11 protein-coding genes are annotated in these 12,730 nt (G+C 38.0%); 2 read left to right on the top strand and 9 right to left on the bottom strand.

Annotation, left to right across the window (positions count from 1 at the left end):
- Positions 1–232 precede the first annotated feature (232 nt).
- The 7 genes from WKH56_RS30875 to corA form a co-directional block, all read right to left on the bottom strand.
- Complete coding sequence (locus WKH56_RS30875; protein WP_028412476.1) at positions 233–1,438, bottom strand: DEAD/DEAH box helicase; 1,206 nt, start codon at positions 1,436–1,438, stop codon at positions 233–235.
- 364 nt (positions 1,439–1,802) lie between these two features.
- Positions 1,803–3,110, bottom strand: coding sequence for an ATP-binding protein (locus tag WKH56_RS30880; protein WP_223546637.1), 1,308 nt, complete (start codon positions 3,108–3,110; stop codon positions 1,803–1,805).
- 80 nt (positions 3,111–3,190) lie between these two features.
- Positions 3,191–3,943 (bottom strand): STAS domain-containing protein, encoded by a 753-nt coding sequence (locus WKH56_RS30885; protein WP_033580723.1) that lies wholly within the window; start codon positions 3,941–3,943, stop codon positions 3,191–3,193.
- The gene (locus WKH56_RS30890; protein ID WP_028412479.1) at positions 3,930–4,589 is read right to left on the bottom strand and encodes a cobalamin B12-binding domain-containing protein; all 660 of its coding nucleotides are present in this window, start codon (positions 4,587–4,589) and stop codon (positions 3,930–3,932) included. Before WKH56_RS30890 ends, WKH56_RS30885 begins: the two co-directional genes overlap by 14 nt.
- 141 nt (positions 4,590–4,730) lie before the next feature.
- Positions 4,731–5,456 carry a response regulator gene (locus tag WKH56_RS30895; RefSeq protein ID WP_342837331.1) on the bottom strand — a complete coding sequence of 242 codons (726 nt, stop codon included), beginning with the start codon at positions 5,454–5,456 and terminating at the stop codon, positions 4,731–4,733.
- Positions 5,449–7,035, bottom strand: a complete 1,587-nt coding sequence (gene dcuS, locus WKH56_RS30900) for a DcuS/MalK family sensor histidine kinase (protein WP_048021641.1) — start codon at positions 7,033–7,035, stop codon at positions 5,449–5,451. The genes WKH56_RS30895 and dcuS overlap by 8 nt, the downstream gene beginning before the upstream one ends.
- 154 nt (positions 7,036–7,189) lie before the next feature.
- On the bottom strand, positions 7,190–8,155 hold the full coding sequence (gene corA / locus WKH56_RS30905) for a magnesium/cobalt transporter CorA (protein WP_048021608.1): 966 nt from the start codon (positions 8,153–8,155) through the stop codon (positions 7,190–7,192).
- Between the two features lie 151 nt (positions 8,156–8,306).
- On the opposite strand from corA, the gene WKH56_RS30910 reads away from it, so the two are divergent.
- Positions 8,307–8,762 (top strand): ferritin-like domain-containing protein, encoded by a 456-nt coding sequence (locus tag WKH56_RS30910; RefSeq protein WP_028412483.1) that lies wholly within the window; start codon positions 8,307–8,309, stop codon positions 8,760–8,762.
- A 54-nt stretch (positions 8,763–8,816) separates the two neighbouring features.
- Here the strand turns inward: WKH56_RS30910 and WKH56_RS30915 are convergent, their stop codons facing one another.
- The gene (locus WKH56_RS30915; protein ID WP_047751748.1) at positions 8,817–9,983 is read right to left on the bottom strand and encodes a M20 family metallopeptidase; all 1,167 of its coding nucleotides are present in this window, start codon (positions 9,981–9,983) and stop codon (positions 8,817–8,819) included.
- 143 nt (positions 9,984–10,126) lie between these two features.
- Here WKH56_RS30915 and WKH56_RS30920 point away from each other — a divergent pair, with 143 nt between their 5' ends.
- Positions 10,127–11,182 (top strand): aromatic acid exporter family protein, encoded by a 1,056-nt coding sequence (locus tag WKH56_RS30920; protein ID WP_048021614.1) that lies wholly within the window; start codon positions 10,127–10,129, stop codon positions 11,180–11,182.
- A gap of 32 nt (positions 11,183–11,214) precedes the next feature.
- Here WKH56_RS30920 and WKH56_RS30925 read toward each other — a convergent pair whose 3' ends face one another.
- Entirely contained in the window at positions 11,215–12,669 is a 1,455-nt protein-coding gene (locus tag WKH56_RS30925) for an alanine/glycine:cation symporter family protein (RefSeq protein WP_048021616.1), read from the bottom strand.
- Positions 12,670–12,730 lie beyond the last annotated feature (61 nt).

Genomic DNA, 12,730 nt, shown 5'->3' on the forward strand with positions numbered 1-12,730 from the left:
TTCCTCTTTTATTAGAAGTCTCTTAAAGTAATGTTAAAATAAGGTTACAAAAAACAAAATCCATCATTCAAACTATTTTCATACCTAGGAAAAAATATCTACATTTCTCTTTTTTTACTTATTTATACAGGGGAAATAGAGAAAATAAACAACGCCAGGCTGCTGTAATAAAGCAGTAGACGTTGCTTTTTAGGTTGTGACACTGCTGTTATAAAAAGGAAGAATACCTAGTTTACATCCGACCTTTTTGTTTCTTTTTCTTGTTAAATGGCTTTTTTGAAGGTTTTTTAGCTGTACGGGACTGCTCTTTTGTACCTTCATCGACGATTTCGCCCATATAAAGCTCTTTTTTCGCTAATGAAAGTTGAAGTTCACGTGCGATTTGTTTTAAATTTCGCTCTTCTCGTTCAGTGACAAGAGAAATGACTGTACCTTCTGCTCCCGATCTGCCTGTTCTACCTGAGCGATGTACGTATTGATCTGCATCTTGAGGAACATCGATATGAATTACATGCGTCAATCCCTTAATGTCTAATCCTCTAGCTGCGACATCCGTTGCTAATAAGACAGGGAAATCTCCTTTTCGAAACCCTTTAATCGTCGTAGCACGATCTTCTTTTTTCGTTTCACTGTGTAAAGAGCCTGCTTCTACACGCTTAAATGTTAATTTTTCTTCAAACTCGATCAGAGTATCAATCCCTTTAAAAAAGGCTAAAGCTTTCATTTGTTCTTGACGAACTAGTTTTCTAAGCACGTCCACTTTATCTCTAGCTTCACTTTTGATGTATACATGCTCTACCTTCGAAGCTGGGAGTTCATCTCTTCCTACCTCTATTTCAAGAGGCTGGTTCATCATGTCTTTCGCTAGCGATTTGGTACGTTCTGATACAGTAGCTGAGAAGACTAGGATTTGACGATCACTTAACGCCATTTTTACAATCTGTTGAACCGTTTGAACATGCTCAGGTACAAACAATTGATCCGCTTCATCAATCACAATTGTTTTGACTTCGTGCATTTTTAATTTCTTCATTTTAATTAATTCGTTCAAACGTCCTGGGGTACCAACAATGATATTAGGGCGCTTTTTGAGTTTTTCTAATTGCCGTTTCATATTTGCTCCGCCAATAAACGCAGCGCTTGAAATACCGCTTCCCTGCGACCAAGTTTGAATTTCACCATGAATTTGCATAACTAATTCATGGGAAGATGCTAAAATAACCGCTTGAACATGAGATGGTCCCGGCTGAATGCGATGTAAGACAGGCAACAAATATGCCAGTGTCTTTCCTGTTCCCGTTGGGGATTCTCCTATTACATCTTTATTAGCTAAAATCTCTGAAATAGCTTTCGTTTGAATGGCAGTAGGCTCATTGAACCCTGCTTTTTTCCACGCCTCTTGTAAAAAAGGCTGTAAAGTCTCTATAAACTGACTCATATCTATCTCCTTTTCCATGCTTTTCTCGATATTATAAACGATTTTTTTATTTCAATTAAACGAATGTATCAGTGGCCATGTGCGTTAATACTGACCTTAATTTCTATTTATAAATAAACCTTCCTTATCCCAAGGGACCCTGTCAATCCGTCAGTAGAAAAGTCGATTGTTGCCTTAACTTTTCTACATCGATATACATAGCTTCAACTATGATACACTATTGCTTCTATAGAAAACAATATGATCCTCTTTATTATGGACGAAAACTTGTATAAGAAGGAGGTTTTATGTCCTATATGGATCCGAATGCAAAAGGCTCAGCTGCTTACTTCCTCTTTTTCAAGAAAACAACCGCCTCTCTGAACTACGAAAGGCGGCTGTTTCGTTCTGTAATTGGCATATCAATAGTAACCGTTGTCCCTTTTCCTTTACCGCTTTTAAAATGCATGGTACCTTGATGACGCTCCATGATTTTGTAACACACGGCCAGCCCTAAGCCCGTTCCAGCTTCTTTTGTAGAATAAAACGGCGTCCCTACTTGTTCAATCCTCTCTTGACTCATTCCGATTCCATTGTCTTCGAAGTGAATCAATGCTCGTGTATCTTTTTCTTCAACTGTTATTGTAATATGGCCTTTCTCAATAATAGCTTCTACACCGTTTTTGATCACATTGATGAACACTTGTTTCAACTGATTTGCATCAGCCGAAACATAAATAGGCCTTTTTGCTGTTTCTTTCAATAAAATAGAAACATTATTTAAATTGGCCTGCGCTTCCATTAGCGTAATAACTTGTTTTAAAATCTCGCATAAATTGGTCTTTTCAAAAGATACATGCTGCTTTTTTCCAAGAATGAGCATTTCACTGGAGATTAAGTTGATGCGGTCGATTTCAGACATCATGATATCTAAATATGTGTCATTTGTTTCCTTAGAGGCTTGCATAACCTGTACAAAACCTTTTAAAGAAGTAAGGGGGTTTCTAATTTCATGTGCTACGGCACCTGCCATTTGTCCAATAACCGACATTTTTTCCGAGGTTATCATAAGCTCTTCATCTTGACGGTATGTAGTAATATCGCGTGCAATCATAAATACACCTACTACCTGCTTATGAACAATAATGGGAAGCAAAGAACACCTAAGCAACCGTCTTTCTCGCTTTCTATTGATCACATTCATTTCGAACTTAGCACCTTTTCCATTCAGCACTTCTTTAAAATACTCTTTACACATATCAAACTCTTCAGCTGCGATAAGAGCTGAAGGTTTCATCTTTTGCAGTTCTTCACTGGAGTATCCAACGATTGCTTCACCTTCCGGGTTAGCAAGAAGTACTTCACCCGTTTTACTTATTTCAAAAACACCATCAGGATTATGTTTGAACAAAGATTGATAGTGCTGATTGCTCGTTTGAAGTTCGTGTTCTTTCACTACGAGCTCTTGCTGGGACTCCACTAGTTTATAAGCTCTCCTATATACCAACCCATACAAAATAATGCCCGTAGCTAAAATAAAAAACCAACCTTTGTATTGTTGAAAAAAAATATATACTTCAAAACGACCTTGCGCTAATGTTCTAGATATATTATCAGATATCAAGATCCATACAGCGCCAATAATGATATATATAATTGAAATTCTTAAAGCTACTTTACGCGCGTGTTTCACCAAATTTTAATCACCTGTTTATCCGTATTGATCCCCTGTCTTATTGCCTTTATATGAAGTGTTCACTTTTTGTAGCCATTTCATGCCGTTGTAAAAAATTGATGAATGGCCTGACCTAGGTTACTAATAGATTTTACATTTGCTTGAAAATGATACTGGTGAAGCCATTGACTGTGATCGGGTGTCACACCTGTTAAATAAATCTGTACGCCCATTAGCTGAAATTCCCATATTAAATGTTCTAGGGCTGCAACACCTCGTTCATCAATTTGACCGATTCCATTAAAATCAATGATAACTCGATCAACCGTTTCCTCATCTATTTGTCTGAGCAGCCGATGTTCATTTTTCATGATGACTTCCTCAAATAAATCGCCAAACAGAGGTATAAGCACCATGTTGTTCGATAAATGAATAAACGGTCCCGACAGCTCTATAACTCGGTTCATGGCCTTTTCTAATCGTTCTTTTTGCAGCAGCAGTTCTAAGTCTGTTTCAGATAAACGCGCTGTATGCTGTTCGATTTTTTCTGAGAGAATTCTAATTTGAGAATCTTCCTCTACACATATTACATGCGCCTTATCTTGCTCCCATTTGCAATTCACAGTATAAAGAGACATCTTAGCTTTACGCGAATGCATGACTAATTCTGTTTTTATTTTTTCCTTCTTTCCTAATCGTTTTCTAGCTTTGTTCTGACTATCTTCATCAACAATTTCTAAAAAATGTTGAACCTCTCCGAATAAAGCGGCTGCTTCATCAGATTGCGCTAGAATATTCATTTCCTCATCCATAATAAAAGCAGGAAGCGGAGCATATTTAATAGTCGACAACCTTAATCCCCCTAATTGATTGATAATGAAAAAGCTCTTTCAACTCCTCTAGCTGTGCAATAAATCGAACTTGATTTGTTTGAACAAGAGGAAACTTATAGTTTGAAACTACTCGGCCTCCAACTAAAATAAGCGGCTGATGTTTTGTCTTTTTTAATCCTTCTATATATTCGTTTGCTTTTTCTATATGATGAGTTAAACTGAACGAGATTCCTACTAAATCAGGTTTCCATTGTTCAACAGCGTGCGTTGCATGTAAAAGCGGAGAATCTGCTCCTAAAAGTTTCGTCTGCCATCCGTGCTCTTCAAAGAGAATGGAAATCATTTTTAAACCTAAAAAATGCTGTTCATTTTCTATACACAAAAACAGACCTTTTTTTTCACTTTTAATAACTTCTTGTCTTATACACAATTGATAGCGTGACAAAACATAGTCACAGGTAGTAGTAGCTAAATGTTCATCAGCCACTGAAATTTCATCTTCTTCCCACATCATACCGATTTGAGCCATTGACACTGAAATGAATTGCTGAAAAATATAAAATGTGTCGAAACCCTGCTGTCTTTTTTTCCACACAATATTCCAAGCTTCATCTTGATTCCCTGATAACAGTAATTCAGTCAAGCGTTCTATGCTTTCAATCAAGAAACCACCTCTTTTTCAGTCAAACGACTTGTTTTTTTCCTTTGTTATTATCAACCATACCACTTAACTCACCGGCACTCTACAGTAAAATATTCTCACACCGACAAAATAGCACCGGACGTCTCTGACAGGTAAATCTTTTTATTTTTCAAAGTCAACGAAGTAGTGATGCAGCAAGTGACGGTTTTGTTCATTGTATAAGTACGCATACACAGGACGTCCTATTGTGCCGTAAGTCATTCTTTCTCCAAGAAGACCTATATCTGTTAGAAATTTTAAATATTTTCGAATAGACACTCTTGAAATTCCCGTTTTTTCAGCCACATCATCGGTCGAAAAAGGGTGATATTTAAGATGCACAATGGCTTCTACGATGACTTCTAATGTTCCTGTCGTTAGACCCTTAGGCAACGGCTCTACCGGAGCTTCTTTTATTTTTTTATTAGACAGCAGCCCGTCTAATTCCTGTTGATTAAGCTGAGGTTGCTGTTTTAACGTACGAAATGTTTGTTTATAAGCCGAAAGTGCTTGATAAAAGCGTTCAAATGTAAAAGGCTTAATCAAATAATCAATCGCTCCATAGCGTAAAGCTTGCTGAATCGTTTGGGCATCCGAAGCAGCGGTGATAAAAATGACGTCTATTTCCTCTTGCTTTGTTCGAATCTCTTGTAAAACTCTCAAACCATTTTGCCCAGGCATAAAGATATCAAGCAGTACTAAATCAACTTGATATTCATTTACCTTCACTAAGGCTTCATGACCCGAATGAGCAACAGCGACCACTGTAAACCCCTCTATCTCTTCAATGTACTTTTGATTAAACTGAGCAACCATTGGGTCATCTTCAACAATTAATACTTTAATCAACTTGATCTCTCCTTGTTTCGTACGGAATATCAATATAGAATGTGGTACCGCTATTTATAAATGAGTCAATAACGATTTGGCCACCTAGTTCATCAATCGTTTGCTTCACTAAATGCAGCCCAAACCCTCTGCTCGTTCCTTTTGTAGAAAAGCCTTTCTTGAAAATCTGATTCATTGTATCGGAAGGAATGCCGCAGCCTGTATCCGTAACTTGAATCGTAAGCTTATTGTTTTTATACACAAGCATAACGGACACTTTTTTAGAGGCTTGATGACAAACTGAATCAATTGCATTATCAATTAAATTTCCAATAATGGTAATGAGATGATGAGTAACGTGTGGATCTGAAGGTTCTGGAATAACTTCATCAGCGGAAAACGTCAGTTCTACGCTTTCCTCTCTAGCATAACTCATTTTGCCCATGAGAAACCCTGCCAACGCATGATCTTTAATAGATTTAGTCACTGAACTAGATTCATCGACACGATGATTAACAAGCTGATGAATATACGTTTTTAGCTCATCATAATAATTCATCTGCACCATTCCTAAAATCACATGAAGTTTATTCATAAATTCATGCGATTGTGCTCGAAGCGCTTCCACATACATTTTAACACCTGTTAGCTGTTCTGCTAAGATATTAACTTCTGTTTTATCCCGAAACGTAGAAAGTGCTCCTACAATCTCTTCGTTTACCACTAGCGGAACCCTATTAACTACAATGGCTACTCCATTTATGACTTGCTCTTCATCATAATGAGATTCCCCCGTAGACAAAACGTCGTCCAATCTGGAGGTGGGCATATATTCTCGAATAGACAAACCGATTGGCTCTGGTGCTAACCCTGCTTTAACAAATAAGCGGCGTGCAGAACGATTAGCAAGTGTAATATTACCTTCTTTATCAACAGCTATCACTCCTTCACGAACCGACTGCAGCATGGTGCTTCTCTCTTCTAGAATTTTAGCAATTTCAGAAGGTTCCAAGCCAAATAAAATTTTCTTTATGTAATTCGCTAATAAAATAGCACCAAGAACGCCTACAAGTAAGCCAATTAATGAACCTAAAACAATTCGACGATGCCCATCTCTAATCGCTTCATTTACATTATTCAAAGAAATCCCCACAGCCACTGCGCCAATTTGTTGATTTTTTTCATTATAAATAGGTGCAAAAGCGCGCAGAGATTTATCAAGCGTTCCTTTTGATACAGATACATAAGATTTCCCGTGCAATGATTTTTGCTCATCGCCTCCGGCAAACCTCTTTCCTATCTTTTTAGGATCTGGGTGAGATTGGCGGATTCCATTCATATCTATAACAACGATAAACAAGACGCTTGATTTTTTACGAATTCGTTCAGTAAATTCCTGAATTGACTGAGGTGTTTTTGTCTTTAGTCCTTTTTTCACGTTCGTTGATTCTGAAATAATTGTAGCAATAGTCCGAGCTTTTTCAGCCTGTTGATCTCGGATGTTTTTTCCAATTGAACTGCTAACTAATAAATCCGTTAACAATAGCGATAGAATTACCACCATGCATACAAGCAGCACCGTGATGCTTCGCAGCCCCATTCTTCCGTGTTTCACATTCTTCCCTCGCTTCCCTGCTTTCCTTGTTTATAGCACAAGAAAAAGATCTTATCTAGAGGCAGATAAGATCTTCGCTTATTTAATTTCATTTTTACTGAGTTGATGAACATTTATACAGGAAGGTTAACAATCTACTTTATAGTTTAGGTCCTTTTCGATATTTGAACCATCCCATTTTATAAAAGGCAAAGACCATTACGCCTACAAGCCCAATCATAATGCCCAGTACAATAAAATAATTATATTTTCCCGTCAGTTCCGGCATATATGAAAAGTTCATGCCATAGAGGCCAGCAATAAACGTCAACGGTAAGAAAATAGCTGACATCAGCGTTAGCGTAAACATGATTGAATTCATACGATCCGAGTTGATGGACATAAAGCTTTCTCGAATATCATTTGACAAATCCCTGCTTGCTTGCATAATTTCAATCATATTTAATAGGTGGTCATAAATATCATTAAAATAGCGAACCTGCTCTTTTGCTTTTAACGCATTGGTTGACATAATACGATACATTAAATCTCTCATGGGGTTTAAAATCCGGCGCATTCGTGACAAATCACTTCGGATGTCATAAAGCTGCCTCATTAGTTCATCCATAGGTTCGTCTTTTGCATTGTCTTCAATGTCGTCTATGTGATCTTCAAATTTATAAAGCACAGGGAAGTATTCATCAACGGTATGATCTAAGAGTTCATACATGATATCCCATGTTCCATCTTCGGTAGCCTCAGGGTCTTTTTTGATAAGCTCCCACACTCTAGCCACGCTCGTTAGCTTGTCCAAGTGGTAAGTGACTAAAAAGTTATCCCCCACAAATGCAGATACTTCTAAGTGCTCAAGCTCTTCTTTATGAAGTGCATAATACACTAAAAAATAATGCTCATCATACAACTCAAATTTAGCCCGCTGACCTTGATTCAAACAGTCCTCAACTGCTAAAGGATGAAAATTAAATTGTTCAAGCTGCTTTTTTTCTTCCTCGGTGGGATTGTAAAAATCAACCCAATACCATTGAAAGTCATGGCTTGAACGAATCTCATTCATTTCTATGTCTTTAATAGCTCCTTCTTTGGTTTTAGCTACAATTTTAATCATAAGATAACCTCTGTCTTTTTTGATACTATTCTCTGCACATACCCTTTTTACCATTTTGTTAAACTTTTTTCTTTTAATGTACGCCTTTTCTTGTCTATACATACGATGATGGTGACGACAAGAGAACAAAACGGTGAGGAGGTATATCCATATGTATGAATTTTACTCCCGGCATGAAGAATATTGGGAAGATGATACAAGACTAGACGAACAGCTTTTAAGAGATATAAACAAAGCTGTAAACGATGAGTTTTCTGCTATTCACTACTATACACGCCTAGCAGAGCTGGCTCCTAATGATCAGTTTCAACAAGCTATATTAGGTATTCGGCAGGATGAAATTAAACACTTTGACTGGTTTTCTAAAGCCTATTATGATTTATCAGGCAGCTACCCACAGATTTCATTAAACATAAAACTGCCAAATACTTTTCAAGAAGGGGTCTCTGAATCCATTAAAGATGAAGTAGAAACCGTTCCATTTTATCAATCAATCGCTAGAAGAATCACAAATGCTCGAATTCAAAGCCGCATTGTTCGAGCTGCGAGCGATGAACAGCGCCACGGTCAAATTTTTCGAACCATTCAGTCCCACTTCTCATACTAAATAATACGCTTGCAGTCGCAAGCGTATTATTTAGTATGGTTTTATTATTACCTCTTACTTTGTAGCATTAAATTCTTCTTTAATTTTTTGGAGCAGCGTTTGATTTGTTAATACGTCATACCCTGTTAATGCCATTGTTTTTGCACCAAGTATCATTGCTTCTCTTCCTTGCTCACTTAAAGCTGCTTCTCTAAATTCGTGCGTATGACAAACAAAATAATCATCACAAATTTGAATATACGGATGAATAGCCGGAACAACCTGACTCACATTCCCCATATCTAAAGATCCATGATCGCCTTGGTCTTCCGTAATGCTTTGCTCGCTCACACCTAATGAGATGAGATTATTTGTATAGACGTCGGATAATGTTTGATTCGTTTGCATATCATCATAAGAAAACTCATAGTTTGAGATTTTTAATTTTGTTCCCGTCGCTAAAGCAGCACCATGTGCACATGCCTTCACCTTATCTGTTACTTCATCTACATATGCACGAGTTGAAGCGCGAACATAAAATTGCGCTACTGCATAATCCGGTACAACGTTGGCCGCCTTGCCACCCTCTGTAATCACTCCATGAATACGTACATCCGGCTTCACATGCTGGCGAAGCGCATTAATGCTATTGAACGTTTGTAATACACCGTCTAGCGCATTGATTCCTTCATGAGGGGCAGCGGCTGCATGTGCAGATTTTCCGAAGAACTCAAACTGAATCGCATCCATCGCAAGAGAACGCCCGCTTTTTTGATGACAGTAATAAGGGTGCACCATCATAGCTACGTCTAAATGATTAAAAATACCTTGTTCAGCCATCGTTACTTTGCCGCCTCGTGTTTCCTCTGCAGGCGTTCCGTATACGTATATTTTACCGCCCGTTTCTGCGACTGCTTTACTCAGACCAATACCAGCGGCAATTGACATGGTTCCAATTAAGTTATGTCCGCATGCGTGTCCGAGATCCGGCAAAGCATCGTACTCTGCCATAAACCCAATCGATGGACCTGGCTTTTGACTGTCATAAACAGCGGTAAAAGCCGTTGGCAAGTCACATGTACCAATTTCAACTGTGAACCCTTGTTCTTTTAAAACATCTGTTAATGCTTTGCAAGCCTTAAATTCTTCATGGCCAAGCTCAGGATTTTGTCCAATATATTTGCTTACATCATAAAATGTATCCTGTAATTTATTAATTGTTTCATTTATTAATTGTTTCATTAGTTGTACTCCTCTTTTAAATATTTAAACAAATTATAGTATATTTATTCGTTTTTTGAAAGCTAGTTTTTAAGACGTGTTTTCCTATCACCTTAATATGCCTTATAATTAAACTACTAACTGTTTTAAAGAAGGTATGCATAATGATTAACGTAAAAAAATTTAATTTTTTAGGCGGTCGTATTATTAAAACAGGCATTGCCGTTTTTTTGACTGCACTCATTTGTCAGTCCGTTGGCTGGCCGTATATGCTCGCTGTTATTACAGCTATTGTTACGATTGAACCAACCGCTGCGGATTCTATCAAAAAAGCGTTCATTCGCTTTCCTGCTTCAGCAATTGGAGCTGCTTTTGCCATGATTTACACATTTCTTTTAGGCGTAACGCCGCTTACCTATATGCTTGTTGCTGTTTCTACTATTATATCCTGTTATAAATTGCGTTTACATGCCGGAACACTCGTTGCAACGCTAACAGGAGTGGCTATGCTGACGATTGTGCACGACCATTATTTCATATCATTTTTAATTCGCCTAGCGACCACTAGTATTGGGCTGCTTACTTCTTCACTTGTAAATATCATTGTTCTTCCTCCTAATTATACACCGATTATTACGAGGAAAATTCAAAATCTCTCAAAACAAATGAGTAGCGTCTTACAGCAAAGAGGAAGCGAACTTTCTCAAGTACACGCTTGTCATAAACAAACAAAGCTTCAATTTCAGCAGCTTTCTGCTGAAATTGAAAAAATTGAAACGCTTTGTGAGTATCAGCGAAAAGAATGGAAGTTTCACCATTTCACTCGTACAGCTATGAGAAAATTCCACTATGAATATAAGAAACTTTCACTTATGAGGCAGCTTGTCTACCATATTGGTAATTTAATTTATTTGCCTGCTCACCAGCTTCAAAGTGCAAAACATCAAGTGATTTGGGACACTTTCACTTCCTTTCATAACGTCTTACAAAATGAACAATATAAAAGCTCTTTGCAGCATCAAACGCTTGTTTTGACTTTTAAAAAAAGGTTTTGGGCACATAAGCAGGAAGAAAACAGAGTGGATCAGCCTTTTTCAACAGAAACAACCATGCTGTACGAACTTCTTGCGATTCATCACCTGCTTGAAGAACTACACCGTATTCATTGTTTGAAGGAACGCTATAACTTAAACAATTCGCCTGTCTCACTTTCTTCATAAAAAAATCCTCACATATGTGAGGATTTTCTTGTTTACGAAACTTGTGACTCATCTTTCTTATATTCTTTCTCCCAGTAGTCCGCATTTTTAATTCCTAGCTTAACAGGATCAAACACAGGGTCTAGCCCCTGTTTTTTCTGAGCTTCATAGTCTTTTAATGCAACTAACGCAGGCTTAGCTAAAATTAAGATAGCAATTAAATTTAGCCATACCATAATACCAAGTCCTGCATCACCTAGCGCCCAAGCTAGTGATGCTTGTTTAACTGACCCGTAGAACGTAGCTCCTAGAAGGACAAGCTTTAATGCAAACATAGCCCACTTTCCGTTCTTTCCGCGAGTTAGATAAGCAATATTTGTTTCGGCGATGTAATAATAAGCCATAATCGTTGTAAATGCGAAGAAAAATAGAGCAACTGCCACGAAACCAGCCCCAAATCCAGGTAACACTGTTTCAATAGCAGCTTGTGTAAATCCAGGTCCTGCTTCTACACCCGGTAAATTCGAAATAATAAATGAACCGCCCGGTCCTTCCGTATTGTACATGCCTGTGAATAAAATCATAAAAGCCGTTGCTGAACAAACGAACAGGGTGTCAATATAAACCGAAAAAGCTTGTACAAGTCCTTGTTTCGCCGGATGCGAAACTTCTGCTGCAGCTGCTGCGTGCGCCCCTGTTCCTTGTCCTGCTTCATTTGAATAAATGCCCCGCTTCACTCCCCAAGAAACAGCTAAACCAACAATTCCTCCAAAAGCAGAATCTAATGCAAAAGCACTTTTAAAAATAAGAGCGATAACTCCCGGCAACTCGGAAATGTTCATGGCAATAATGATAAGAGCTAAAATAATATACCCAAGTGCCATAAAAGGTACAACGAATTGGGCCACCCCTGCAATACGCTTAACGCCTCCAAAGATAATAAAAGCAAGAATAATAACTAATCCTACTGCTGTAACCGTTGGACTAACGCCAAATGCATTGTCGATGCCAAGCGCGATGGAGTTAGACTGAACGCCCGGCATTAGGATACTCATCGCAACAAGTGCTGCAATAGCAAATAAAATGCCATACCATTTCATACCTGTTCCTTTTTCAATATAGTACGCTGGACCACCTCGATATTGGCCATCTTGTTTAACTTTATAAATTTGAGCAAGTGTTGATTCGATGAATGCACTAGAAGCACCAATAAAAGCAACTGCCCACATCCAAAATACAGCTCCTGGACCTCCAAAAGCGATAGCTGTTGCCACTCCAGCAATGTTTCCTGTTCCGACTCGTCCCGACAGCGCTAAAGACAGGGCTTGGAAGGAAGAAACTCCTGCTTCTGAGCTTTTACCCTGAAACATAAGCATAACCATGTCTTTTAAGTGTCTTACCTGCAAAAACCTCGTTAAAATTGAGAAAAACAGGCCAATCGCAAGACATCCATAAATAACAGGCGTGCTCCATAGCACATTATTCAAACTCGTTACAAATTGCTCCAAAAGATAACCCCCTTATTTTTTCATTCAGACTATTTTAAATTATAAGTTAAATTATAAATTT

This window comes from Priestia sp. SB1 (assembly GCF_038898415.1).

What these genes read in the sequence shown, in the direction of transcription:
- WKH56_RS30915 (WP_047751748.1), bottom strand. Translation starts at nt 9,983, where the DNA reads ATGAAACAATTAATAAATGAAACAATTAATAAATTACAGGATACATTT.
- dcuS (WP_048021641.1), bottom strand. Translation starts at nt 7,035, where the DNA reads ATGGGGCTGCGAAGCATCACGGTGCTGCTTGTATGCATGGTGGTAATT.
- corA (WP_048021608.1), bottom strand. Translation starts at nt 8,155, where the DNA reads ATGATTAAAATTGTAGCTAAAACCAAAGAAGGAGCTATTAAAGACATA.
- WKH56_RS30910 (WP_028412483.1), top strand. Translation starts at nt 8,307, where the DNA reads ATGTATGAATTTTACTCCCGGCATGAAGAATATTGGGAAGATGATACA.
- WKH56_RS30920 (WP_048021614.1), top strand. Translation starts at nt 10,127, where the DNA reads ATGATTAACGTAAAAAAATTTAATTTTTTAGGCGGTCGTATTATTAAA.
- WKH56_RS30875 (WP_028412476.1), bottom strand. Translation starts at nt 1,438, where the DNA reads ATGAGTCAGTTTATAGAGACTTTACAGCCTTTTTTACAAGAGGCGTGG.